18 protein-coding genes and 3 pseudogenes are annotated in these 26127 nt (G+C 64.3%); 12 read left to right on the forward strand and 9 right to left on the reverse strand.

The genetic code is table 11. The features are described from left to right. Positions 1-205: 205 nt before the first annotated feature. The 5 genes from ACWF94_RS00175 to ACWF94_RS00195 form a co-directional block, all read right to left on the reverse strand. Positions 206-1768 carry a glucoamylase family protein gene (locus ACWF94_RS00175; RefSeq protein WP_453483146.1) on the reverse strand — a complete coding sequence of 521 codons (1563 nt, stop codon included), beginning with the start codon at positions 1766-1768 and terminating at the stop codon, positions 206-208. Positions 1769-1849: 81 nt separating this feature from the next. Continuing rightward, positions 1850-2701, reverse strand: a complete 852-nt coding sequence (locus ACWF94_RS00180; protein WP_453483147.1) for a carbohydrate ABC transporter permease — start codon at positions 2699-2701, stop codon at positions 1850-1852. Then, a complete protein-coding gene (locus ACWF94_RS00185; RefSeq protein WP_453483149.1) occupies positions 2698-3633 on the reverse strand; it encodes a carbohydrate ABC transporter permease in 936 nt (311 codons plus the stop codon). The genes ACWF94_RS00180 and ACWF94_RS00185 overlap by 4 nt, the downstream gene beginning before the upstream one ends. Positions 3634-3635: 2 nt before the next feature. Beyond that, entirely contained in the window at positions 3636-4910 is a 1275-nt protein-coding gene (locus ACWF94_RS00190) for a sugar ABC transporter substrate-binding protein (protein ID WP_453483151.1), read from the reverse strand. A gap of 16 nt (positions 4911-4926) precedes the next feature. Continuing rightward, positions 4927-5955 carry a LacI family DNA-binding transcriptional regulator gene (locus ACWF94_RS00195; RefSeq protein ID WP_453483153.1) on the reverse strand — a complete coding sequence of 343 codons (1029 nt, stop codon included), beginning with the start codon at positions 5953-5955 and terminating at the stop codon, positions 4927-4929. Positions 5956-7001: 1046 nt separating this feature from the next. Here ACWF94_RS00195 and ACWF94_RS00200 point away from each other — a divergent pair. From ACWF94_RS00200 to ACWF94_RS00220, 5 genes are all read left to right on the forward strand, one after another. Next, a complete protein-coding gene (locus ACWF94_RS00200) occupies positions 7002-7775 on the forward strand; it encodes an IclR family transcriptional regulator (protein WP_453483155.1) in 774 nt (257 codons plus the stop codon). Positions 7776-7860: 85 nt separating this feature from the next. Next, entirely contained in the window at positions 7861-8682 is an 822-nt protein-coding gene (locus ACWF94_RS00205) for a 2-keto-4-pentenoate hydratase (protein ID WP_453483157.1), read from the forward strand. A gap of 25 nt (positions 8683-8707) precedes the next feature. Continuing rightward, positions 8708-9661, forward strand: coding sequence for an acetaldehyde dehydrogenase (acetylating) (locus ACWF94_RS00210; RefSeq protein ID WP_453483159.1), 954 nt, complete (start codon positions 8708-8710; stop codon positions 9659-9661). Next, the gene (gene dmpG, locus ACWF94_RS00215; protein ID WP_453483161.1) at positions 9658-10662 is read left to right on the forward strand and encodes a 4-hydroxy-2-oxovalerate aldolase; all 1005 of its coding nucleotides are present in this window, start codon (positions 9658-9660) and stop codon (positions 10660-10662) included. Before ACWF94_RS00210 ends, dmpG begins: the two co-directional genes overlap by 4 nt. 72 nt (positions 10663-10734) lie before the next feature. Further along, a complete protein-coding gene (locus ACWF94_RS00220; protein ID WP_453483163.1) occupies positions 10735-13062 on the forward strand; it encodes an ATP-binding protein in 2328 nt (775 codons plus the stop codon). Between the two features lie 872 nt (positions 13063-13934). Here ACWF94_RS00220 and ACWF94_RS00225 read toward each other — a convergent pair. Next, positions 13935-14069: pseudogene (locus ACWF94_RS00225) on the reverse strand (IS5 family transposase); the annotation flags it as partial. Positions 14070-15167: 1098 nt separating this feature from the next. On the opposite strand from ACWF94_RS00225, the gene ACWF94_RS00230 reads away from it, so the two are divergent. The 7 genes from ACWF94_RS00230 (at position 15168) to ACWF94_RS00260 (ending at position 22645) form a co-directional block, all read left to right on the forward strand. Continuing rightward, positions 15168-16478: a Rieske 2Fe-2S domain-containing protein gene (locus tag ACWF94_RS00230; protein WP_453483165.1), complete on the forward strand. Its 1311-nt coding sequence runs from the start codon at positions 15168-15170 to the stop codon at positions 16476-16478. A gap of 78 nt (positions 16479-16556) precedes the next feature. Continuing rightward, on the forward strand, positions 16557-17339 hold the full coding sequence (locus ACWF94_RS00235) for a 2-keto-4-pentenoate hydratase (RefSeq protein ID WP_453483167.1): 783 nt from the start codon (positions 16557-16559) through the stop codon (positions 17337-17339). Positions 17340-17346: 7 nt separating this feature from the next. Further along, positions 17347-18255, forward strand: a complete 909-nt coding sequence (locus ACWF94_RS00240; protein ID WP_453483168.1) for a VOC family protein — start codon at positions 17347-17349, stop codon at positions 18253-18255. A 482-nt stretch (positions 18256-18737) separates the two neighbouring features. Then, positions 18738-19709 carry a PDR/VanB family oxidoreductase gene (locus tag ACWF94_RS00245; RefSeq protein WP_453483170.1) on the forward strand — a complete coding sequence of 324 codons (972 nt, stop codon included), beginning with the start codon at positions 18738-18740 and terminating at the stop codon, positions 19707-19709. Positions 19710-20247: 538 nt separating this feature from the next. Further along, entirely contained in the window at positions 20248-21180 is a 933-nt protein-coding gene (locus ACWF94_RS00250) for an SDR family NAD(P)-dependent oxidoreductase (protein ID WP_453483172.1), read from the forward strand. 104 nt (positions 21181-21284) lie between these two features. Continuing rightward, positions 21285-22028, forward strand: a complete 744-nt coding sequence (locus ACWF94_RS00255) for an alpha/beta fold hydrolase (RefSeq protein WP_453483174.1) — start codon at positions 21285-21287, stop codon at positions 22026-22028. Between the two features lie 17 nt (positions 22029-22045). Then, positions 22046-22645, forward strand: a complete 600-nt coding sequence (locus ACWF94_RS00260; RefSeq protein ID WP_453483175.1) for an enoyl-CoA hydratase/isomerase family protein — start codon at positions 22046-22048, stop codon at positions 22643-22645. A 358-nt stretch (positions 22646-23003) separates the two neighbouring features. Here ACWF94_RS00260 and ACWF94_RS00265 read toward each other — a convergent pair. The 3 genes and pseudogenes from ACWF94_RS00265 to ACWF94_RS00275 form a co-directional block, all read right to left on the reverse strand. Beyond that, positions 23004-24073, reverse strand: a protein-coding gene (locus ACWF94_RS00265; protein ID WP_453483177.1) for an IS630 family transposase whose coding sequence is annotated in 2 segments (ribosomal slippage) — positions 23004-23626 and positions 23626-24073 — 1071 coding nt in all. Because the reading frame shifts where the segments join, the coding sequence is not laid out codon by codon here. 365 nt (positions 24074-24438) lie between these two features. Continuing rightward, a pseudogene (locus ACWF94_RS00270) lies at positions 24439-25323 on the reverse strand (transposase); the annotation flags it as partial. A gap of 309 nt (positions 25324-25632) precedes the next feature. Beyond that, positions 25633-26074: pseudogene (locus ACWF94_RS00275) on the reverse strand (hypothetical protein); the annotation flags it as partial. Between the last annotated feature and the right edge of the window lie 53 nt (positions 26075-26127).

The raw sequence follows: 26127 nt of genomic DNA on the forward strand, positions 1-26127 counted from the left end.
GGATCAGTCGCTCTTTGCGACGTTGACGGCGGGTGTCCCTCGACTCGAAGGCGCTGTGCTGCCCGGGGCGAGGAGGGGCGTGTGAACCACGGCCGCGGGTGCGGCCTCCGGGGCTGCGGCCGTCGGGCCGAGCGGACGGTGACGGCGGCGGCCGCATAGTGGTGAGGAGCGCACGGGGTTTACGGGGAACGCCACGCCCCCTCGGTCAGACGCGCGGTGCGGCGGCGAACCGCTCCTCGGCGATACAGGACTGCAGCTGGGTCGAGCGCCCGGCGGTGAACAGGTCCCGCAGTACGTCGCCGGCGAGGGCGTTGCCGAGGGCGGCCATCACCATGCCCTGGTCGAGGGTGAGGTGCTCGCGGGAGATCTGTCCGGAGCGCACCGCGATGGAGTCGTAGAACCCGCCGGGCCCGTAGCAGTCGAAGTCGCGTTCCAGGTTGCGGAGGTTGTCGATGGCCTCACGCGGTGCGTAGCGCAGGGCGAGGAAGGCGGCGTGCGGGGTGACGACGCCGTCGCCGTAGCTCGCCGGGGGCGGTGCGGGTGGGCGGTGGCCCTCGAAGCCGGCGTCGACGAGCGTGTTCTCCTGGTCGGAGGAGTAGCCGCTCCGGTTCATGCCGATGGCGTCCACGCCGTAGACCCGGTAGCCGCTCACAGGGTTGTTGCAGGGGGAGAAGCCCCAGTAGCCGTACCGCGCCTCGTCGAGCCCGTGCTCGATCTGGGCCTGTACGGCCAGGGGCAGGTTCACGCCCCAGCTCTCGGGGCCCCAGACTTCCTCCGGGACGAAGAGGTTCGACATCAGGAACTCGAACATCGAGCCGCCCCAGGTCGGCATGATCTTCATGCCGCGGTACTCGTACGCGCCTTCCCATACGGTCACCCCGCGGTAGGTCCGCCAGAAGCCGGACGGCTTGGTCTCCTGGTCGGCGCGGGTGGGCGGGAAGGAGCGGTTCTGCCCGAAGTACGCCTGTGCGGGTACCTGGCCCAGCGCCATCGCCACATAGGTGACCTGCCGTGTCTCGCCCATCGCGCCGTACGTGCCCGGGGTGTAGTACACGCCGCGGGCGGGGTCGTGCACGGTCGGCGGGGTGCCGCCTGTGTCCACGTCGTAGAAGCCGCCGCGCATCAGCCCGCCGCCCGCGTTGCCGCCGGTGGCGTTGGGGACGTAGAACCAGTCGAAGTCCATCCGGTCCAGCAGCGCGCGGATCTGGGCGTTCAGCTCGGGGAAGGCCCTCTCCACCACCATCAGGCCGGTCGCCGTCCAGGCGTTGTCGACGCTGGACAGGAAACGGGAGGCGAGGGTGTCGTCCTTGAAGTCACCGGTGTACGGGTCGTACCAGCGGTGGAACATCCCCGACGGGGCGTGGTAGGCGATCCCGGACAGAGCAGTCAGCGTGCGCTGGACCCTGTCCCGTGCCTGGAGGCGAGTGATCAGGCCGATCTTCCATGCGGCGGTGGCGCACCACAGGTACGTGCCGAAGGGCGTGGGGCCGGTCTGGTGGCCGCGGGTGGTGAGCCCGGCGTCGATGAACCCGCCGGGCAGCCCGGTCTCGGGGGACACGAGCGCGTCGAGTGAGCGCCAGGTGTCGGCGGCGTAGCGCTGCAGGGTTGCGCGGTCCTCGCAGGTCAGCCGTCTGTCGCACTTGGGCCGGCCCTTGTGCCCGGCCGCAGGTGCGGCCCCGTCTGCCCGCGCCGGACCGGCGAGGGCGGGGGTCAGGACAGTGGCGCCAAGGGTGGCGCCCGCGGTCTGGATCACTGTGCGTCGTCTCATGGGGTCCGTCATCCCTCTCAATGGGGTCTGGTGGTACCTGGCATGGGAGTGCGGTGGAGCGCTGCGGGTCGCACCAAAGGCTCACTTCAGCCCTGTGGTGGCGATGCCCTGGACGAAGTGCCGCTGGAAGTACACGAACACCCCGATGATCGGCAGCACGAGCATCGTGGAGCCGGCGAGCAGCAGTCCGTAGTCCTGGTTCTGGTGGTCGAGGGCGAAGAGAGCGACGCCGACCGGGAGTGTGTATTTTTCCTCGCTCTGGGCAACCACGAGCGGCCACAGGAAGCTGTTCCACGAGGCGAGGAAGCTCAGGATGCCGAGCGTGGCCAGGGCGGGCCGGCACAGCGGCAGGATGATCTGGAAGAAGATCCGGAACTCCCCGGCGCCGTCGGCCCGTCCCGCGTCGATCAGGTCGTCCGGCAGCCCGAGGATGAACTGCCGCATCAGGAAGACACCCATCGGAGCGGCGAGCCCCGGCAGGATGATTCCGGCGTAGGTGTCGACGAGGCCGAGCTGAGCGACCACTACGAAGGTGGGCACCAGCAGCGCCATCCCCGGGATCATCAGCTTGGACATCACCAGCCCGAAGACGACCCTCTTCCCGGGATATTCGATCTTCGCCAGGGCATAGCCGAGCATCGAGCAGAACAGCAGGTTGCCCACGGTGGTGGCCAGAGCGACGAACACGCTGTTGAAGAAGAACCGGCCGATGTCCAGCTTGTCCAGCAGCTCGGAGTAGTTCGCGGTGGTCGGGGACCCGGGCAGCCAACTGGGCGGCGTGGCGTAGATCTCCTGCGCGTTCTTGAACGAGCTGACGACCATCCACGCGAACGGCGCGACGACCACCGCGAGGCCCACGGCCAGAACCCCGTACACCCAGCGCTGGCCACGGTAGGGGGCTCCGCCCGTCCCTCGTGCGGATGGTGTGGTCACGGCTTCTCCCGCAGCAGTCGGAACTGGAGCAGCGCCAGCAGCGCGATCAGGATGAACAGGACGTACGACAGGGCGGCGGCGTAGCCGTACTGGCCGGAGCCGAAGGTCTGGTAGATCTGGTACGAGATCGAGGTGGTGCTGTTCAGCGGCCCGCCCTGGGTCATCACGAACGGCTCCTCGAAGAACTGGAGGTTGCCGATGACCGAGATGACGACCATGAACAGGACCGTGGGCCGCAGCATGGGCAGGGTGATGTGGCGGAAGGACTGCCAGCGTGAGACTCCGTCCAGCCGGGCGGCCTCGTACAGTTCTCCGGGGATGCCCTGGAGTCCGGCGAGAAAGATCACCATGGCGAATCCCATATGCCGCCACACGGCCATCGCGATCAGGGCCGGCATCGCCCAGTCGGGGTCCTTGAGCCAGTCGGGGCCGTCGATGCCGACCGCGCCCAGCGCGGTGTTGATCAGGCCCGAATCCGGCGCCAGAAGGTAGTTCCAGACGACGGCGACAGCGATCACGCTGCTGACGACCGGCAAGTAGTAGCCGACACGGAAGAAGGTCTGGAGCCGCCCCATGCCCCGGTTCAGCGCCAGGGCCAGAGCCAGTCCCGCGGCCAGGGTGAACGGGACGCTGACCGCAGTGAAGTACACGGTGTTGAGCACGGCCTGCCAGAAGACGTCGTCCGACAGGATCCGGACGTAGTTGTCCAGGCCGGCCGAGTCCACGGCCAGCGGGTTCCGCATGTCGGTGGAGCGCATATCGGTGAAGCTGATGGCGATCGAGGCGACTACCGGCACCAGTTCGAAGAGGGCGTACAGGACCAGGAAGGGCAGCGAGAACATCCAGCCGGCCACGGCCCGCCGGGTGCGGGCCGATGTCCGACGCGTACCGGCGGGCCGGGCACGCGCCCTGGTCGGTGCGAGGAAGGCCATCGTCAGCTGCCTGTTCCGATCTGGTCCGCCTTCTGCTGCATCCGCTTGGCCGCGTCCTCGGGTTTCTCGCCACCGATGACGACCTTCTCGATTTCGTCCTCGATCACCTGCTTGATCTCTTCCCAGGTCGTGACGACCGGCTCCGCCTTGGCATCGGTGAGCTGGTCGCCGAAGCCCGACATCTTCGCGTCGCCCTTCAGCGCCGGGTCCTGCCAGGCGGCCCGTACGCTCGGCAGGGCCTTCTGGATCCCGTACCACTTGGTCTGGACGTTCGGCTTGGTCAGCCAGTCGATGAACTTCCAGGCCGTGTCGCGGTTCTTGGAGTCCTTGAAGACCACCAGGTCCGCACCGCCCGCGAAGGAAGTGCGGGCGATCTGCCCGGGAACCTTGGCCACGGCGAATTTCTGGTCGAAGCCGGCGCCGCCGATGGTGCTGAACTGCCCCACCATCCAGGAACCGGTGAACACCATGCCGATCTGGCCCTGGGTGAACCAGCGCTCCATGTCGCCCTGCTGGAACGACTTCGGCGCAAGCTTCTCGTCGAAGAAGGACTTGTAGTACGTCAGCGCCGCGACCATCTCCGGGGTGTCGAGGGTGAAACTCTTGCCGTCGGCGCTGATCACTTCACCGCTCTGCTGCCAGACCAGCGGCAGCAGCACCTGGGCCGAGCCCTGCTTGCCGGGCGGCAGGAAGATGCCGTACTTCGTCTTCGCCTTGTCCCGGTACGCCTTCGCGGTGGCCTTCAACTCGTCCCAGGTCTCCGGGGCCTTGCTGATCCCGGCCTGCTTCAGCAGGTCGCTGCGGTAGAACAGGCTGCGGGTATCGACATACCACGGAACGCCGTATGCCTTGCCGCCGACGGTCACGGGCTCCATCGCCGCCGGGAAGAACGACCCTGTATCGATCAGCGACGGTACGGGTTCCAGCGCGCCGGTCCCGGCGAACTCAGCCATCCAGGAGGTTCCGACCAGGCTGATGTCCGGCGTGGTGCCTGCCGCGATGGCGCCCGCCAGCTTGTCGTGCGCGGCCGGCCACGGCATAGCGGTGACCTTGATCTTCACCCCCGGGTTCGCGGCCTCGAAACCGGCCGCGAGCTTGGGCAGATTCTCGCCCTCTCCGCCCATGGCCCAGACGGTGAGGGTGCCCTTGGCCGCCCCGCCCCTGACGTCCTTGGCGGTTTCCTCGGTGCCGCCCGCGTCTCGGCCGCAGGCGGTGAGCGTGAGGGAGGCGGCGGCCAGCATGCCTATGCCGATGCGTACTGCCTGGCGTCTGTGCACTGGTGACTCCTCGCTGTTACGGATGGTTGTCGCAGCTTTCGCGGATGATCACTTCGGTGGGCAGCACCTGACGGCGTGGCGCGGTGCGGGTGCCCGTGATGAGTTCGTCGAGGGCGCGGGCGGCCATCTCACCCATGCGGCGCATGGGCTGTCGCACGGTGGTCAACGGGGGCCAGGAGTGTTCTGCCGCCATAACGTCATCCCAGCCGGTGACAGCGATGTCGTCCGGCACGCTCAGCCCGAGTTCGCGTGCGACCCGGAGCGCGGCGAGAGCGACCTCGTCGTGGGAGCAGACCAGTACGTCGGGCGCGTCATGGGCGAGGACGGCGCGGGCCGCCGCGTACACCTCCGCCCTGTCATACCCCCTTAAAGGGACCGGGCGAGGTGCGGCGGCGCCGGCCGCGGCCAGGGTGTCGACGAGGGCGGTCCAGCGCTCATCGATGTCCCGCCCGCCCGTCGGCCCGCCGAGGAAGGTGAACGTGCGGTGACCGTGGGCAAGGAGGTGCTCCGTCAGTTCCCGGGCGGAACGGATGTTCTCGGCGGTGATCACGTCGGGCCCTTCCACCAGGATGCGCGGGGACAGCAGGACAGTCGGTTTGCGCTCGGCGACGAGCTCCGCCACGACGTCGCTCTCGGCGGTACTGCCGTAGATCACGATCCCGTCGACCCGCCCCGCGAGATCCCTGATGTGGTCCTGCGCGGAGTCCAGCCCGTCCGCCGCGACGACGATCACCGATCGCCTGAGCTCAGCGGCGGCCTCCTCATAACCGAGCAGGACCTCCCCGAAGTACGGACCGGTGAGGGAGGGAAACACAATGCCGTTCGCTGCGTGCCGCCCCTCGGCCAGGGAGACGCCGAGCCGGCTGGGGATGAAGTTCAGCTCACGCGCCGCCCGCAGGATCCGCTCTCGCGTCGCCGGCCGCACCGAGCCGGTCCCGCGCAGCGCCCGCGACACCGTCGCGATCCCCACGCCCGCCCGCTGCGCTACCTCGTAGATCGTCGCCGATGTGTGCTCGGACTTGCCATTGGCATCCTGATCAGACATCCCGCTCTCCGTACCCATCCGAATTGGAAGCGCTTCCAAACTGCTTGAGTCGAGAGTATGGTGAGGACAAATCGGAGGTGTCAAGAGACGTGCATGAGCGACCTGGAGGTCCACAGTGTTGGCCTTCGGTACGCAAGCGGTGCCCGAAGGCCCCCGCCCAGACTTGATGCTGCAATCCCATGTGGCGTGACGGTTGCGTTACCGCTCGTTGACGTCACTGTGCTGACAGTTGCCTCCGAGCTACCAGGCCCTGCCTTCATGCCGCGATCACCGGAAGATCACCCGACCTGGAACCATGTTCGATCCACACATTCCAAGATCGGTTGAGATACGGCTTGTGGGGGCGCACCCTTCGAGCGTCAGCATCTACGCTCAGTATCGGCAAACCGCAGGTCAGACACCTTTGCGGCAGGTTCAAGGAGAGCCAAGCACTCTACGTGGTGCGTTATCGGAAGCCTGCCGTCGTGGGCGTGTCTGAAGGCAAGTGCAGCTCAGAGGCCATTCTGGTGCTCGCGGTGACGCATTCTGGGCCGGAGCGTCATGTGAGCATGAGGCGAAAGAAATCTCGGGGGTGTGAAGTTCGGTGTGGGCCGTCGGTCGAACTGAGGCGGCACGGATGTGTGCAGAACACGTGCAGTCCCCGCCGCTGGGAGAGTGAAGCCGAACCGGCTAGGGCCAGTTCCAACGTGGTAGGAACTCGAAGACCGGCGTGTTCGTCATCATCGTCACGAGCACCGCTCCGAAGGGGTCATCGCCCACACCATCCCGGAACGGGTCGACCAGCTCCGCAACCGGCTCAGGCGCGGCAGCCTCGGCAGATCTCCCAGTTTCATCGTGTAGCGCCCTGGTCTGGGTCCTGGCCCGACTGGCCACAACGAGCTCCCGTGAGCCACTTGCCGCGCTCACCGCCGGCGAGCACACTGACCAGCAGGGGGAGACCGGCCACTGATCTTCGAGAGTAGTGTCAGATTGATCGACTGGCACGACGGATGCCGTCGCGGCGTCTTCCCGCCCCCAGTTTTTCTCAGTTCAGGAGCTTCCCAGACGTGAGTGAAACCGCGGCCCCGGGTCCGGAGACCGTGCTGGGTAAGACGATGAAAATCCTTGTCGCCTTCACGGTCGAGGACACTGTGCTTGGGTTCTCCGAACTGCAGGCCCGCACCGGCTTGCCCAAGGGCACACTGCATAGGCTAATCGGAGACATGGTGGGCGCGCGGTTGCTTGAGCGCCGCGACGGGCGCTATCGGTTGTCCGGGCTGGTGTTCGAGCTGGGCATGCGAGCCTCCGTCGAACGGACCCTGCTCGAGGTTGCCATCCCGTTCCTCGAAGACCTGTACGAGCGTACTCACGAGGTGGTCCATCTGGGGATCCGCGAGGGAGCAGAGGTGGTGTACGTCGCCAAGATGGGGGGACATCGGCAGGCGGCCTCCCCATCGCGGCTGGGCGGGCGAATGCCGCTGCACGCGACGGCGATCGGGAAGACGCTTCTCGCCTGGTGTCCCGAGGAAGAGCGTGAGCGACTGCTGGCGCGACATTTGCGCCGCTGCACGCCGCGCACCATCATCGCGCGTGACGTCCTGCGCCAGCAGTTGCACGACGTGGTGGAACGAGGAGTGGCGTTCGAGTACGAGGAGTCCGCGATCGGCGTTGCGTGCGTTGCCGGACCGGTCTTGGACAAGGATGAATCGGTCCTTGCGGCCATCAGTATCACCGGCTCGCTGCCACGCTTCCAACCGGCACGACACGCGCGCGCGGTGCACACCGCAGCCACCGGTATTGCCGCGATGCTCGCCCGTCGGAGCAGTCTTCGGGGCGGCTAGTTAAGCTAGTCAGTTCAGGTTCGAGTTCCGGTCACCGGAACCAGAACATGGAGGTCTGCTGCCGTTTCACGTGACGATGGCTGGCATGACAGACCCTTCCACCAAACACGTGCAAGGTCGACACAGCTCGCGTGCCCTTCAGGCAGCCGAACGCCTTCTCGACGCGGCACGGACCGGCCATCCTTGCAGCCCGATCCGCGATCTGATCGGTAGCACCGACGTGCACGCCGCGTACGTCGCTCAGCAACACGGGACAGAGGCCAGGATCGCCGCAGGTGCAACGGTGATCGGGCGCAAGATCGGGCTGACCTCGAAGGCAGTCCAGCGGCAGCTCGGTGTCGACAGACCTGACTTCGGTGTCCTTTTCGACGACATGCTCTACGCGGAGACGGAGACCATCCCGATGGCGCGTCTGCTCCAGCCCAAGATCGAGGCTGAGATCGCCTTCGTGCTCGCCGAGGACCTTAGCGACGGCCCGCTATATGACGCTCGGGTCCGTGGCGCTGTGCAGTACGCAGCCGCGGCACTGGAGATCGTCGACAGTCGGGTCGCCGACTGGGACATCACCTTCGCCGATACCGTCGCCGACAATGCTTCCAGTGGCCTGTTCGTCCTCGGTGCCAACAAGCTCCCGCTCGCCGAGCTGGAGCCCGCTGACGTTGAAATGACACTGACCGTCGACGGAGTTCTGGCCAGCGAAGGTTCCGGCTCGGCGTGCCTCGGCGACCCCTTGCACGCCCTCGCTTGGCTCGCCCGCACAGCCCGAGACTTGGGGCAACCCCTGCGCGCCGGACAGATCATCCTCTCCGGCGCTCTGGGAGCGATGGTCCCCGTCGAGCCAGGCGTCGTCGTCTCCGCAGAGATCACCGGTCTCGGCAGTGTGACGGCCCGCTTCAACCGTCCCTGACTATCAGATGTACCAGGAACAGGACATGACTCAGCACAAGGCCAAGACAGCCATCATCGGCTCCGGCAATATCGGCACCGACCTGATGATCAAGATAATGCGCACCAGCCAGCATCTGGAGGTGGGAGCGATGGTCGGCATCGACCCCGCGTCGGACGGCCTTGCTCGGGCAAACCGGTTCGGTTTTGCAACGACCCACATGGGGGTCGAGGGACTCTTGGCGCTGCCGAACTTCGACGAGATCGAGATCGTCTTTGATGCCACCTCGGCCAAAGCGCACCAGCACAACGCTGCTCAGCTTCAGCCGCTGGGCAAACGGCTCATCGACCTCACGCCCGCAGCCATAGGGCCCTATGTCATCCCGGCCGTCAACCTCGACGAGCATCTCGACGCACCCAACCTCAACATGGTCACGTGCGGCGGACAGGCCACGATTCCCATCGTTGCGGCGATCAGTCGCGTTGTGTCGGTGGAATACGCCGAGATTGTCGCCTCCATTGCGTCGAAGTCGGCGGGGCCGGGCACCCGAGCCAACATCGACGAGTTCACCGAGACCACGACTGCGGCGATTATGCAGGTGGGCGGCGCGAAGCGTGGCAAGGCGATCATTATCCTCAACCCTGCGGAGCCACCACTGATCATGCGCGATACCGTCTTCGCGCTCGTCACGGCGGCAGACCCGGGAGTCCAGGAGGGGATCCGGCAGTCGGTCCAGAAGATGGTTGCCGACGTGGCAGCGTACGTCCCGGGCTATCGGCTGAAGCAGCAGGTGCAGATCACCGAGATCCCACCCGACCAGCCGGTCGAGACCGTAATCGCTGCTGGCGCTCGGCGACCGACCCACCAGGTGTCGGTGTTCCTTGAGGTCGAGGGGGCTGCGCACTATCTGCCAGCCTATGCGGGAAACCTGGACATCATGACCTCGGCCGCCCTGCAGGTGGCCGAGCGGTTCGCGGCAGGAAAGGTGACCGACCGATGAGTACCCCGATCTTCATCCAGGATGTAACGCTTCGCGATGGTATGCATGCTGTACGCCACCGCCTGACGCCCGGCGATGTGAAACAAATCGCCCGCGCCCTCGACGAGGCCGGAGTCGACGCTATCGAGGTGGCCCATGGCGACGGTCTCGCGGGCGGCTCCCTCAACTACGGACCCGGCTCCCACACCGACTGGGACTGGATAGAGGCCGCTGCCTCCGTTCTCAAGCGAGCACGTCTCACCACACTGCTTCTCCCCGGCGTCGGAACGATTCACGAACTGAACAGGGCATACGACTTGGGAGTCCGTTCGGTTCGCATTGCCACTCACTGCACCGAAGCCGACATCTCGGCCCAGCACATCACAGCTGCCCGCGAGTTGGGCATGGACGTCAGCGGCTTCCTCATGCTCTCCCACATGGCCTCACCACCGGAGCTCGCCAGCCAAGCCAAACTGATGGAGTCGTACGGTGCCCACTGCGTGTACGTCACGGACTCCGGTGGTCGGCTAACGATGAACGACGTGGCCGCCCGCGTCCGCGCATACCGCGACGTGCTCGAGCCGAGTACCCAGATCGGCATTCACGCCCACGAGAACCTCTCGCTCTCGGTCGCGAACTCGGTCGTCGCCGTCGAGAACGGCGTGTACCGCGTCGATGCGTCCCTCGCCGGCCACGGAGCCGGTGCGGGCAACTGCCCGCTCGAGGCATTCATCGCCGTCGCGAGCCTCTCCGGCCTGAGACATGGCTGCGACCTCTTCCAGCTCCAGGACGCCGCTGATGACCTGGTCCGACCCCTACAGGACCGCCCTGTCCGGGTGGACCGTGAGACCTTGACCCTGGGGTACGCCGGCGTATATTCGAGCTTCCTGCGTCACGCGGAGGTCGCGTCCCTTCGATACAAGGTCGGTGTCCGCGATCTGCTGATGGAATGCGGCCGTCGGCGTCTTGTCGGCGGTCAGGAGGACATGATCGTCGACATCGCCCTCGATCTCGCGGGGTGAGGCCTTGCCGACTACCTTGAGTGGCAGCAGGGCTGAGATGAACTCTAAACTGGTTGCAGCAGGAGATGTCACATGGTGCCGCCCTTTCGACGCGATGGAGAAGGCCTCCCCGCTGATGTGACAAGTTTCGTCGGTCGTCGACAAGAACTGCGTGATATTCGCAAGCTGTTTTCGTCGTGCCGCCTTGTGACTCTGACCGGTATAGGCGGTGTGGGCAAAACCCGGCTCGCCATCCGCGCAGCGCGCGATCTCAGTCGTGCGTTTGACGGCACGTACCTCGTGGAACTGGCCGCTTTGCGCGATGGGTCGCTGGTCCCACAGGCTGTCGTCGATGCATTGGGGTTGCAGGACCAAACCGCTCGTGAACCGCTGACCGTCCTCCGCGAGCACCTGCGTCGTCGCCACGTCCTGCTAGTACTGGATAATTGTGAGCACGTCATTGAAGCGGTGGCCCAGCTCGTCAGCACGCTGTTGCGCCAGGCGGGCGAACTGTGCGTGCTGGCGACAAGTCGTCAGGCGCTTCAGGTTGAGGGTGAACACGTGCTGGCGGTTCCGCCGCTTTCTGTTCCCGCCGACGATGTAACGTTTGGTTCGTCATCCATAGTGCGCTTTCCAGCACTCGAACTTTTCGCAACCAGAGCCGCCGCGGTCGTATCAGACTTCGAGATCAATAAGAGCAACAGCCCGGACGTGGTGCGACTCTGCCGACGTCTTGATGGGCTACCACTTGCGATAGAGCTGGCTGCCGTCAGACTGCGTGTGCTCTCGGTCGCCGAACTGAACAGTAGGCTCGACGATCGATTTCGATTGTTGAATCAAGGAGCCCGCAGCGCCCCTACCCGGCACCAGACCCTACTCGCGACCGTAGGCTGGAGCTACGAGCTTTGCACTCCGATCGAGCAGTTGCTCTGGGCCCGCGCCTCAGTTTTCGCGGGAACGTTCGATCTCCATGGTGCCGCGGCGGTCTGCTGTGATGATGACGTGCCGCGATCGGAAATCTTGGATGCCGTCGCGGGCCTCGTGAACAAGTCAATCTTGTTCAGAGAGGAGTCGGACGGCCATGTCCGATTCCGCTTGCTGGAGGCGATTCGTGAGTACGGCGAAGCGAGGTTGCGAGAGTCTGGCACTGAAGGCGAGATGCGACTTCGGCACTGTGACTGGTATGCCTCGCTGGTTGAGCAAGCGGTTGGAGAGTGGTTCGGGCCAAATCAACTGGAGTGGTCCGAACGGTTCCACGTCGAGCTTTCGAACCTGCGAGCGGCTCTGGAGTTCTGCGTCGTCGAGGTCGGACAGGCCCAGACTGGACTGCGCATGGCGGGAACGGCATGGTTCCTCTGGCTCGCATGCGGTCACCTCACTGAGGGGCGCCGTTGGCTGGAGCGGGCATTGGCCGCTGACGACGAGCCAACCACTGGGCGTGCCTGGGCATTGGGAACACTTGCCTACATCGCGGCGAGCCAGGGTGACATCGGCGTCGCCAAAGCTGCCGCAGAGGAGTGCCGGCGGATTGCCCGCGTGCTTCACGATGACGCGGCACACGCCTACGCAACGCACATGGACGCAGTACGGGTCATGCTGAGCGATAGATTGGAATGCGCAATCGAACTGTTCTCCATGGCGAGGCATCGATACAAGCGTGTGTCGGTTCCCGATGACTACCCGTGGGGCATGACGATCGACGAAGGAATGGCGCATCTCTTTCGGAACGACATCGAACGTGGGACCGAAGTTGCCAATGCCTTGCGACTCCATTGTGAGCGACAGGGCGAGCTCTTCATGCTGTCCTACGCCCTGTGGCTGCAGAGCTTCATCGCCTTCGTCAAGGGTGACCACGGGCGGGCCGACGTGCTGATTCGAGAGAGCTTGCGTATCAAGGGGTCGTTCCATGACACCTCGGGCATGGCGCCTGCGTTCGATTTGGCGTCTTGGAGTGCTGCTGCGAACGGGCAAGGTGAGCGAGCCGCCGTTCTGTTGGGTGCCGCGACCGTTATGTGGGATGCTCTCGGTACTCAGTTGTTTGGTTCCAAGCATCTCATCTCACGCCGCGAACGATGTGCGGAACAGGCTCGCGCCTTGTTGGGTGATACGGCGTTCGCGCGCGCCGTTCGGCGTGGCAACGAGATGAGTGTGGATGATGTCCTTGCTTATGCGCTCGATCAAGCTCGGATCTCAAAGTCGCCCGAGGTCGCCGCCGATTCGGCGCTCACCCGCCGCGAGGTTGAAGTCGCCGCTCTGATCGCCGAGGGGATGTCCAACAGGGAGATCGCGAGCAAGCTGATTGTGTCTCAGCGCACGGTGGACACTCACGTCGATCACATCCTGAGAAAGCTCGGGTTCTCCTCCAGGACGCAGGTCGCCGCGTGGGTGGCGGAGAATCGGGCGGGCCAGACCAACCAGTGAGGAACAGGTAGAGGAAACGGCATTCCTCGGGAGTCGTCAGTGGGTATAGCTCGGCGATTCTGAGGGCGTGAACTCCCCATCTCATGGGGACGCACTCACCAAACAACTTTGATGAGCTTCTGTACTGGCCCGCCACACACCTGCTTGACAGCAGTCTGCCGACTCTGGCAGAGGTAAGGACAGTTTGAGATGCCGGGAGCCAGGTAGGTAGGTGTGGTGTTCCCCCTCGAAGCACCAAGGACGACGCTCCCATCGACGCTGCGACGAGTCACCCGACCACGCCTCCCACGCCGTTCGACGACGTCTGGCTGACAGCCGTTCGGCGACATCATCACCGCTCGTGTCCGCGAGGGCCGGAGGAATCGGGCGCCACGACCCAACTGCCGTATCGAGCACACAGGCGACCGCATGGCCGGCCGCGGCGTGCTGCTCGACGCCCAGCGGTGCTTGAGCGTGCTGTGGCTTGAGGCCGGTTACGGGATCTCCAACGGGGAACTCGACGCGACCGCGGCCAGCCAGGCGCCATGGGCTTGAGCAGGGTCGAGGTGTTCAATCCAAGGGAACTGCTCGAGGACGGCGTCCTCGAGTCTCCCGTTTCCGGCCCGCCGTTCGCTATCAGCGGTGGGACCAAGCGTCTGGTGACACCCTAGTCATCAGATACATCCCGGTACGCGGTCGAGCCGGTGCCGATCGGCTCCCCGGCGATGAGGCGGCCTTCAGCGGACAGACGCGGCTCTACCTTGAGGCTGGCGAGGCAGCTGTCTGTCTAAGCGTGGCCGTAGCGTGCTCCACCAGATCTGCTGCGGATAGCGATGAACAGCGACGGCGTATCAGAGGTCGTCTGGTTCGTGTAGTTCATGGGTGATTGCGCTTTATGTGTGTCGCCAGGTTGGGGTGGTTTCGTCGGTTGCTCGTTTGGCGAGGGTGGAGATTGCGGCGAGGCGGATCATGCTTTCGGAGTGTTCGGGGGTGTGAGCGTCGAGGTCGTGTGCCAGCGCTCGACCCAGTCCGCCTACGGAGCCGGGACTCCTTCCATCGCTGCTGGTCCAGCGAGTGTCCCGATGGTCGCGGCTCCGCGTAGCCGAGGGCGGCGACCGCCCGGTGAAGCCGTAGAGGTCCTTGCCCCACTGCCCGTTCATCGCCGGGTGAAGGCGGAGTGCGGTGAAGGCGACAGTGGACAGATCCTCCAGGTATGGGCTGCGATTCAGCAGCAGCAACTTGCAGATCACCGAGGTCAACTGCTCGGCATCGCGGCGATATCCCCAGTCGGCCAGAATCTTGCGTACGTGCTGGACGGCGTCCTCAACACAGCCGGCTCCGAAGACTCGGTGGGCCAGAGACGACCGCCGGAAGCGACCAAGCCGGTCGAAGGCCGTGAACTCGCCCAGCAGATAGGCGTAGGCGATCACGAACGGACGGGCATTGGGGGCCGATCTGGCTTCCCCACGAACGCCGGAACTCGGCGCCGTTCGAGTCGATGAGATCCACCCAGTCCTGCTCTGACCAGCCCCAGAAGGCCCGTCGAAATGCGCCGCAGCGAATCAGGATCGCCCGGCGGCGTCCCGTGCGAATCGCCGCTGGTATCGGTCCGACGGTGACCAGTGGAGGGCTTCAAGAGCCTCCGCCACGAGCGCTATCGACATTCACATCGAACATAGTAGCGAATGGGCTGCCCAATGTGCAGGACGTAGGTGGCCGCCTGGGGCGGGGAACCGCGCGGAGTGCCCCAAGGCCGAGGGGAATACGTAGATACATCGGTAACCCTTGGGATGTGACGGCGGACCCAGACCGACGATCCTGAATGCATGAACGTGTACACGTGAAATGGTGCCTCGCCCGATAGGAAGCCCGATGAGCGCGGTGGACGGAAGAATCACCGGGAGCGGAGTGAAGTCGGCGCGCGGCCACTCTCTTGACGTCCATCGCCGACTGAGAGGGCGGCGGCTTCGGATGATCGGAGGATGCCGTCGCCATGGAGCCGGAGCCGTTAGCCCTGGCGGGAGTGATCCTTGTAGGCGCCACTTCTTGTCAGCTCCCGGCAGCAAGGCAACTACGGGATTTCGCACAAGACCGAGGCGCAGGAATGTCAATCAGAAAGGGATAACGTGACATCCACACGCGATGAAGCGCAAGAGGCCAACCACGACGTCTCGGCCACCGTTGCTGAGGCCGTGCGAGAACGGCCATACAAGCGGTATGTTGATTCAGCGCTGGGCTTGCGCAACTACTGGTACCCGGCGTTCTTCTCCGAGGAACTGGACGACGGTGCCACGCGCGCAGAGGAGATCTGTGGCGAACGGATCTTCTTCAAGCGGGTGGAGGATGACGGCGTCTACGCGATACAGGACCGATGCGCCCACCGCGGCGTCGCGTTCTCTGCGCGCCCTGAGTGCCACAGCAAGAACACGATTACGTGCTGGTTCCACGGCTTTACCTATGACGTACGAGATGGAAAGCTCGCGCACGTCATCACCCAGCCTGACTCGAATCTGACGGGCAAGATCACTCTGCCGACCTACCCGGTGCGCGAAGCCTTTGGGCTCGTGTGGGTGTACATCGGGGATGGTGAGCCAATCCCGTTTGAAGAGGACCTCCCACCTGTCCTCCAGCGCTCACTTCGGGGCGAGGAGCGCAGGGCGTACCGGTCTCTGGTCAGGGTTAAGATTCCGTGCGACTGGCGTCTCGCGGTCGAGAACGGTTTCGACTCCGGACACATCTACGGTCACCGCGACGCGACCATCGTTGAGCGCGGCCTCTCACCGAATCCCCTCTCCGCTTACCCGCAGACGAGGAAGGGAACGAGCACCGATACCACTCCCGGGCGCGCGGCAGCGATGTTCTTCAACTTCGCGGACTGGAAGATGATCTGGCGGACTGAGGTTGAGGGCACGGAGGTCAAGGCCAACGGCCTCATTCTCGAGGAGACCGATGGCCAATCGGACGATGGTTCGTTCGACACAGCATCGGGCCTCGAGACCGACATGATGGCCGCGCACCTGCCGTGTCTTCTTGAGATTCCAGGCTTCCCGGGCGGACGGCAGACACACTTCGAGTGGTTTGTCCCGGTCGACGAGCATCACCACATGTACGTGATGATGGCTTCCTCGCCCGTCGATAGTGACGAAGAAGAGCAGGAGTTCTTCGACGAGTGCGCGACGAAGTGGGCGCCATTGGTGTGGTCTACCGACCCAGAGATTATCGGCTTCAACAACTACGATGCCTTCGGCCGTGAGCAAGTTGCGCATGCGTATGAGCACGAGGACTTCTGGAACAAAGAACACCTCTACAAGCCCGACTACGTCATGGTCCAGTGGCGAATGTTCGTCTCCAAAGTCGCTAGGGGTATTCAGCGACGGACTGGTCTGGCACCCAAGTCGAAGCCGGAACCGTCCCAGACCGTCTATCTCAATCGCTGAGATGGGTTCTTCAAACGAGATGGTCACAGAGGGGCTTGACCTCTCTGGGGGCAGGGGCTCGATGGAAAGGTCACGACCGTGAACGCTCGATACGATCAATGGGTCGACTATCTGTACTGTGCTGAACGACAGCACGCTGCGGTAGATCGTCTCTCTGCGGCTGAACCCGGCTTGACTCTCGATGACGCGTACGAGATTCAGGATCGGCTCATTGCCCGGCGGATATCGGCCGGCGAACGAATCGTCGGTGTCAAGCTGGGTCTGACCTCCGCGGCTAAACGGCGGGACATGGGAATCGATGAACCAATCTATGGTTGGTTGACGAGCGGGATGCAACTCCCTTCCCCGGCGTCGGTGGATCTGCGGGAGTTGATTCATCCTCGTGCGGAGCCAGAGATCGTATTCGAACTGGGCGAGGATCTGGCCGGGCCCGGCGTGACTCCGCTGGACGTGCTCGACGTGACGCGCGGAGTGCGCTGCGGGCTGGAGGTCATCGACAGCCGATATGCGGGGTTCCAGTTCAACCTGGTCGACGTCGTGGCTGACAACACGTCGGCATCCCAGTTCGTGCTGGGTAGTACGCGGGTCTCGGTGTCTGACCTCGTTCTGCCTTCCCTGAGATGCCAGTTGCTGGCTGATGGGGTTGCGCTGTCACACGCCACCGGCGCGGCGGTGATGGGGGACCCCGCAGCCGCGGTCGCTCAGCTCGCGAACTTCCTCGCCACCAGGGGACAGCGCCTGGAGGCGGGATGGCTGGTCCTTTCGGGTGGCATGACGTCGGCCGTGGAGCTCGCCGATCACCGTGACGTGCGCGCCGAATTCGATGCGCTCGGCAGCGTAGAACTCGCGATCAGTCGATAACCCGGAAGTGCAAGCAGAGATCGGAGAATATGAAATGAATGACGGAGTTGTTGGACTCGGTTATCTGGGATGGTACTCGCGTGACCTGGCTAGCTGGGAAGAATACGCCACGCAGTTCCTTGGGTTGGCTCCCGGCCTCGCCCCGAAGGAGCCGGAATCGAATCACCTGCTGCTGCGGATGGACGAGTGGGGCTGGCGGTTCTGGATTGAGGACGGCGAGGAAGGACAGTTGGCCTTCATCGGGCTCGATGCCGGCTCTCCTGAGAACCTGGTATCGCTGGCGGCGAGAGTCGCGGAAGCAGGTTTTGCGGCCGTGGAGGACGAGAAGCGCGCAGCGCTTCGTGGGGTGAGCCAGCTATTCCGCTGTACTGATCCGGACGGGAATACCGTCGAACTCTTCTACGGCTCCTATGTTCCCCGCGCGCCCTTCATCTCGCCGCGAGGTGTCAAATTCGTAGCTGGTGAACTCGGGCTCGGCCATGCAGGTCTGTTTGCACACGACGAGAAGGCAATGCTCCGGTTCTACTTCGAAACTCTTGGGTTTCGACTCAGCGACGTTGTCCGTATCGGAGATCTCTCTGGCACGTTCGCTCATGTCAACGCTCGACACCACACGATGGCCTTCGGCGGCGGCCGCGAGCCCGGTGCGACCGCGTTGGAGCACTTCATGCTCCAAGTTGAATCCATTGATGATGTCGGGCGCGCGCTCGACAACGCCCAGGATGGGGCGGCAGAAGTGACAGTCACGCTCGGCCGTCACACCAACGACCACATGGTTTCGTTTTACACGCGGACGCCTTCTGGTTTCGAGGTGGAGTACGGATACGGCGCTCGACTGATCGACGACAGCACGTGGACGGCGTCTACCTACGACGCGGCGAGCCGCTGGGGTCATCGCTTCACCAACGCCGAGTAGAGGAAGTGGCGTCCGAGCACAACCCGAACAATGGGGATGCTCCGGCTCCGGTTGGAGCGTCGTCCGATTCTGAACTCGTACGACTCCCGGCCTTACGCACGGACCCGAGCGGTGCACTCCTCTTCACGCTCTACTGAAGAAGGCAGTGCCACGCGATCCGCTGGCCGTGCTGGTGACCGGAGGGCGAGGTTCTTTGCAGATTCCCGGCGCCACGGTGTTGCTCGACGGCGTGGTGCACGCAGTTCTTCGAACGCCTCACCATGCCGAAGTCGGACATCTGACTCGACGAGACAACTGGTGCGGAGTTGCCCTGCGCGGTGAACTCACCGGGCCGCGCCCACCAGGCCGTATTCGATTGGCTGGACGACACCTTCGATCAGTTGGGTGGTTGAGTCCAAGGCGCCATGAGAGGGCGGCGCGGATCGTCGCCGAACGAATCAAGGGCTTCAAACGGCCCTGGAAGGCTAGATCAGGAGTCTGACATGGAAAGGAACATCGCGGGCGATGGCGGCCAGCGCATGTTGCGAGTGCAGCAGAAGGCATTGGAGGCCGACGGCGTTATCAGTGTGAAGCTGGTCGATCCCTCCGGGATTCCGCTGCCGACCTGGAAGCCCGGTGCGCACATAGCGTTGCACCTCCCGAACGGGCTGGTCCGCGAGTACTCGCTATGCTCGGATCCCCAGGACGCCACGCAGTGGACGGTCGCGGTATTGAAGTCCCCGAACTCCCGGGGCGGCAGCGCCTATATCCACGAATCCATGCCGGTCGGGTCGCAGATTCCTGTAGATGGGCCACGCAACGCCTTCCACCTCGAAGAGGGGCCGAAGCACTTCCTGATCGCTGGCGGAATCGGGATCACCCCGATCATCGCAATGGCTCGAGAGCTAAACGCCCGCAGTGCGGATTGGTCGCTGTTCTATAGCGGACGCAGCCGGAGGACGATGGCCTTCCTCTCAGAAGTGGAAAGCCTGGCAGCCGAGCGGGTCCACGTGCACGTCGATGAGGACAACGACTGCTACCCGGATTTCGCGCGGATACTGCGAGAGCAGGATCCGCATGCACTGGTCTACTGCTGTGGCCCGACGTCGATGATGGACGCGGTCGCAGACGGCACGCAGGACCCCGTGCGGCTCCGGCTAGAGAGGTTCAGGGCGCCTGACCGAGTGCTATCGGCCGGCGAGGTTGATCACGCGTTCGACGTGGTGATCAAATCCACTGGAGAGCGCATTTGCGTCACTTCCGACAAGTCCGTGCTTGAGACACTAGAAGCCGCCGGTCTTCCGGTTCCGTCCTCCTGCACAGAGGGTGTGTGCGGTGTCTGTAAAACCAGCGTCATCAAGGGCGATGTGGATCACCGCGACTTCCTGTACAGCCCGGAGGAGCACGAAGAGGCCGGAACGATGATGGTCTGCGTTTCGCGCTGCCGCGGTCTCGAACTCATCCTGGATCTGTGAGAGGGCTGCTGAGATTCGCGGTGGTTGCCGCAGTCCATTTCGAAGGCGCGACCGATCTGCTCCGCACTGACCCGGCCGAACTCGGTACCCGAGTCTTCCTCAGGGCTCTGTTGAATGTCATTCACCGCGAGGGCTCGCCTCCTTGAGGCGGCAAGGTGAAAGAGGACAGGAGAAACTGCACCAACGGAAACGCATATCAGCCGACTGAACAGGGCTGGCAGGCTCAACAGTCCTTTCACTACCAGCAGGCACTCGCCGGCAGCGGAACTCCACCAGGGCAGGGCATGGAAGTTGCTCGCTCCAGCGGCGCTTTGTCGCATACCGCCTGCCCCGGACGGACCGCCTGAAGTCCGGAGGGCATCACACGATCACGCAACTCGCACATGCGATCCGTGGCGACAGGGCAATCAACCGCGGCGACCGATACCTCAATCTACGGAGAAGCCATTCGCACTGAACGCAGACGCATGACCGTCGCGGTAACGCTCAAGTAACGTGTAAAGCGTAGTTTCTTTCTAACCTTCCAGGAAGAGAAGAGATGGGCATGGATTTCTTGCAGGGCTTGCTGCAGAAGCACGTGGACGAGGGCCGAGATCCCTCCTACTGGTGGGACGAAGAGCGAGTTCCTCTCGACAGCATCGACAAACGGCTCACGGACTTGCTTGACCTGTCCGGGATGCGAGCCGTCGTTACCGGGGGAGCGGGGGAGAGTCTCGGTCAGGCCTGTGTCAACCGGCTGGCTGGTTTGGGCGCGGACGTGGCCATCATCGACCTGAGGGCCCAGTCAGAGTCCGTTCCCCGGGGACGCCAATCGCCGACGCTTCCACCTGCGGAGAGCATCGCGGAAGATGCGGCAAAGAAATGGGGCACCAGGGTCGTTGCCGTCCATGGTGATGTCCTTGATTGGGAGAGCGTGCATAGGAGCATGAGGGAATGTCATGACTTGCTCGGCGGGATAGATATTCTCGTCAATAACGCCGCTGATGCCGTGCTCGGAGATTTCTCAAAATTGTCGAGAGAGGACATCGACCGGACGGTGCGCGGTGTATTTGTGGGGCCGCTCTACAGTTCGCGTGCCGCATTGGATTACATGATTCCGCAAGGTCGAGGGAGAATCATCAATGTGGGGTCGGCTGTGGCTCTGTCGGCTATGCCGATGTTCACGCTGTACGGGGCATCGAAAGCAGGCCTCACCGGATTCACAAAGTTCCTCGGTAAGGAAGTGGCTAAGAATGGAATCCGAGTGCTCGGAGTAAATCCAGGGGCCATGACCACTCCACGTGCCATGCGGGACCCTGAGAGCGAGCATCTTTCCGACTCTGCTGAGGGGCTGTACGCCATGTCTCGAACGGCTATCCAGCGCTATGAATTGCCGGAAGAGGTCGCTAACATGATCGCCTTTCTCGCTTCCGAGGCATCGAGTGGCATGGTTGGAGTCATGGTTGACATGGGCGGAGGGATGGCCCTCTGACGGGGGCCAGCTCGAACGGAGTAGTTGCGTGGCCATAATGAGAAGCCGTTACGACCAGAAAATGAGGGTGAAGAGCCATGGAGTGCGTTAATTCGTCAGGTTCGATGCTGTGGTACGACGTCATTGGAGAAGGTGAACCGCTGCTACTCGTTCATGGTGCGGGAGATTCGAGTAAGGTCTTTCGTGAATCCGGAGTTGTCGACGAGTTGGCTGCGGATTTCAAAGTGATCCTGCTCGATCTTACGGGGATGGGGCAAAGCGAACGTGTGTCGGCGGTGAGCCCCACTCAATGGTGTGAGGACGTGCTCAGCGTCCTGGACGCGGTCGGCGAAGAGTCCGCTCACCTTGGCGGAGTCTCACTGGGGTCACGCATCGTCGCTCGGGTCGCGCTCGAACACCCCGCGCGGGTGCGCACGCTGTTCCTCGATTGGCCGGTCACGGCCATAGACCAACGTGGGGAGAGAGAGCTTGTATCGGCATTCACGGACCTTGACAACCATCCCTGGCGGCCGCGCTGGGAAAGGGGCCATGGGTCAGACTGGCGGGAAGTGCTCGATTTCTACGCACGGGCCCGGACTGATCGAAACCTCCAGCAGTACCTGACGCTGCGTCCGCATCTTGCCGAGATTCAGGCACCGGTGCTGATCTGCCGAGGAGATCTTGACGACGGCGTCCACCCCTTGGACCAGGCACTTGAATGGCATCGGGCCGCCAATCGTTCATGGCTGTGGATCACGCCCGGTTCACAGATGCAGGGGACTCACGAGCTCGCACCGCGTGAGTTGGCAGAGGTGTACCACCGTTTCGTGGTCGAGATGAAGTCGTCTGAAGCCGTCTCGTCACACTGAACAATGGGATAGAAGCGATGGAATCCGAGATCAATCCGGTGCTGCTCGAAATGGATGGCCAGGACGTTGGGATCGTGCGTGTTTGTCTGAATCGGACGAAAGCGCTCAACGCCATCGATCGACCTACTGCTGCGAAGCTGCGAGACACGTGGTCGAAGATGCGGCAGGACAAGACGGTGCACACCGTTGTGATAACCGGATCGGGGCCCGAGGCCTTCTGTATCGGTCTTGACAAGAGTCCTCTTTCTGATGCAATCGTCCCCAACATCAACGATTCGATCTTCGGTCCTCGCGAATGCGGTCTGACTCAGCGAATTATCGTGGCTGTGAACGGCTTGGTCTGCCGGGAAGGGTTTCGGTTTCTTATTGCTGCAGACCACGTCATAGCCGCCCCCAACGCAGTCTTCTTCGATCCCGTTCTGGACTTCCAGTCGACGGAAGTAGGAGCAGATGGGAGATTCGAGATCCTGCACAGGGGGCGGCTGTCTGCCGAGGAGGCACACCGCCATCATCTGGTCGACACGATCGCGCCGTTGAATCAGCTACGATCGACGGCTGGCCGCCTCGCACGCTGCCCCAGGAACTCTGTCCTGGGAAACTACGGGCAGGTTCAATAGGTTCTCGGGCAGGGGGGCCTGGGAAGCACGGTGCGGTGCAGGTGGCAAGCCGGGTCGGATCGGATTCACCAGTGAGTCTGCGGGGCGTGACGTTGATCACCGCGGATTGACCACGGTCACGGAGCGAGGCGAGAGGGTTCCGTATCGCGGGCGAGGCGGCAGCCCCAGGGTCCGCTCTACGGCCCAGGTTGGGACAACCGTGAACGCCCAGAAGCCGCCACGCGGTGGACGATGTCAAGTCGATGCTGAGGGGCAGCGGCGGTGTTCGACGAGGTACTGGCAGCAGCCGCCAGCGCCCCTAGCCCTGCGGAGCAGAGGGGGTTCGGAGTGTCCCCCTTGATGGGGATTACTGACCTTTTCAAGGTTGAGTCGGTTTGAGGGTGAGGCCTGTGGCAGCGAGGCACCCGTCGATCAGGTGGGGGCGGAGCTGGATTCTGCGTAACTCGCGGCGGAGTGTGCGCTCGAGGTCGTCGGGTGTGCCGAAGGTGGTGTTGGCCATCGTCCTGCGCACGAGTGACCAGACGGCCTCGACGGGGTTCAGGTCGGGTGCATACGGCGGGAGGCGGATCGTGGTGAGCCAGTCATGCTCGGCCTCGTACCGCTTCAGCCCTGCAGCCAAGTGGGTGTTGAGATTGTCCCAGACCACCACGATCGGGCCGCCGAGTTGGATGTGCGCGCGGACCAGCAGATCGCGGTAGTCCTTCCAGGAGAAGCTCTTGCGGGCGCCCTTCAGCAGGAGATGGGCTCGGGGCCGGTGGATGAGACGGCTGTTCTCGCCGGGTTTGTAGCAGCACAGGGCCGCCACCGAGGTCCGCCGGCGAGAGCGGCCACGGACGTGGATGACGGGGGTGTGTCCGCGCCGGCCCCAGGTGCGGGCGCGGGGCGGCGTCATGGAGAATCCGGCCTCGTCCTCGAAGACGATCCAGCCCCCGTGGGCCGCCGCGAGGCTTTTACCCGCGGCCACACCTCCTTCTTCCACAGCTCGACGGCGTGCTCGTCGCGTTCGAGGGCTCTGCGGGCAGGGGCCTGCCAGGACCAGCCATGCCGTTTCAGCAGCCGCCATACCGTCGCCACCGACAGATTCACCCGCAGCCGACGGCGGATCACCGTCTGGACCCGGGCAAGTGTCCACCGCTCATCGTCGAAGCCCTGCGCCGACGGGCCCTTGCTGAGTTCTTCCTCCAGCGCGGCGAACTGGGCACCGGCGATGGTCGGGGAGTTCGCCGGACCCGCGGAGCGCAATGCCTCCACGCCGCCCTCGCGCCAGGCGCGGCGCCAGCGTTCCACCGACCGCACACTCACCCGCAGGTCCTTCGCGATCACCGCGGTCTTCTCACCCGCCGCGAACCGCTCGCCGGCCTGAAGCCGGATCCCCTCACGAAACGCCCGACGCTCAGCGGTCAGACCCCCACCCTCCGGATACCTCATACCACCGGGATACCGCAGGGATCATGAACCGTCACCACCCGACGACAACCCGAAAACCTCAGTAGACCGATGACCGAGTCCTGAACGTTCGCGGCGGTGACCGGGGCAGTCAGGAGCGGGCTGACGGTGTCGATGTCAATCCTCCGCTTCCGACCGTCATTTCCTTGCGTTGATGCCCTGCCTGGCCGCAGGCACACCGGTCGAGGTCCTAGCCTCGCTGTTTTGCTTCGGGTGGTTGAGCTGGTCCGATCGCGGCGTACTGGTGATTTCTTTTGCCGGCGGCCGGGTGGGTATGCCTGGGGCCCGGCGCTCGGGTCGGGTGCTCCAGGTTCCTCGGTTTGTGGGCGGGCGGGAGGTGCTGCGGGTTAGTTGGACGGCCGTGGCAGGGCCGTGAGGCGGGTGAATGCACTGGTCAGTTCGTGTCGCCAGGGCCAGTTTGCGGAGATTCGCAGGTGGAGGCTGCGTCCGCCGCAGGTGATCCGGGCAGCGACGTGCAGGATGCGGTAGCGGAGCTCTTTGGTTCCGGCGGTGGCCAACTCGCCGTCCACCAGTAGTAAGCGTGTCCAGGCCAGCAGGTCGATTGCGGTCAGGGACAGCTCGAGCCCTCCAGGAACTGGGCGGAACCGCTTCCCGTGAAGGGAGTGTCGGTGAGGAACACCTGGTGGCGCAGGCCATCGTCCTGGTTGAGCAGGGACAGTTGGGTGCCGGGGTGCGGTTGCTCGCGTCGCACGATGATGCGGGTGCTGGCCGGGTAGCTGGCAAGGTCGACCGTGCCGGTCGGCTCAGCGACCTCGGCGCCGTCCCGCAGGGTCCCGTTCTGGTCAGGGACGGGGTGTCAGAGTCTGTCGGGGAGGGCCCGGATCGCGCGGCGGACTGGTTCGTTGACCGGGTATCCGACCGAGAAGCGCAGGTCCAGACCGTTCTCATACAGGGTCTGGATTTGGGCCAGGAAGACTTTCGCGCCTCCGGCGCTGTCGGCACGGATGAGGATCGCGGTGCCGTGCCGGTAGGCGTCGGGAATCTGGGTGAGGGCGTGGTCGGGGACCGTGGTGATCGGCGGTGGCGTTGGCGCCAGCGTTGCCGAGCCGCAGGAGCCCGGACACGCCCTCGCCGGTGTTCGCCAGGAAACACAGCAGCGGGTGGTAGCCGAAGCCGCCTTTGCAGGTGGACGCTGCCGCCTCATTCCCGGAGTGGCAGGTGATCAGTGCGGCGTCGATGTCCAGGACCAGACCGGGCAGTTCGTGCCCTGCGGCCGCCACCGCGGGTATGCCCTCGCCAGTTTCGGCGGCCTGTAGCCAGGCCACTTCCCGGGCCTAGGGTCAGGAGCATGCCCAGACTTTCGTCAAGGTAGACGGATACCTCGGCCGGAGCCTCCACGAAGCTTAGGGGTCGATTTCTCAGCCCTGTCTATGCGCTGATGACGGGCTACTGGTGCGTGACCGCGTCGCCGACGCGTCACGGCTTGGAGGCTCGCGGCTCATCCCCACTTCGCGCAGGACGTACGTGCTGCGTGTGTCGGTGCCGTCGCGCCGCTCATCCGCAGTGGGTGGCGGGGCGCAGTAGACCGTCTTCAGCACGAAGTCTTCCCGTACCCGGCCTCCTCGGCGCCGGACTGTGGCACCCTTGCCCTTCACCGCAGCCCGACGCCCAGTGAGGTCCAACTCCTCTATAATGACGCCCAGGATCTCCTCGGCGCGGGCGACGGTCTCGTAGAGCCATCCGCCACAGAGTCTTCTCCCGCAGACGTACCTCCAGGCCCGCGATCAGCCGGTCGACCGCCATCTTCGAGCGGGCCAGGCGGGTACCGTTGGGCGAGCCCCGCAGCACCCGACCGAAGTACGCGTCGGCGTCCGTCGGCTCCATGTCCCACTGCGGACGGCCGAACCAGGTCCGCATCTGCTCCAGGTGGCCGACATCGCCCCGGATGGTGCCGTCCGTCAGCCCCGCCGACGCCCGCGCCAGCACGAAGCCCGTCATCGCGTCGGTCTCGAAGGCTTCCAACTCCTCGGCCGAGACTGGCGGCCAGCGCCAACGCGAGCCCCCTCAGCTTCACG

The sequence above is a fragment of the Streptomyces sp. NPDC055078 genome (assembly GCF_053607985.1).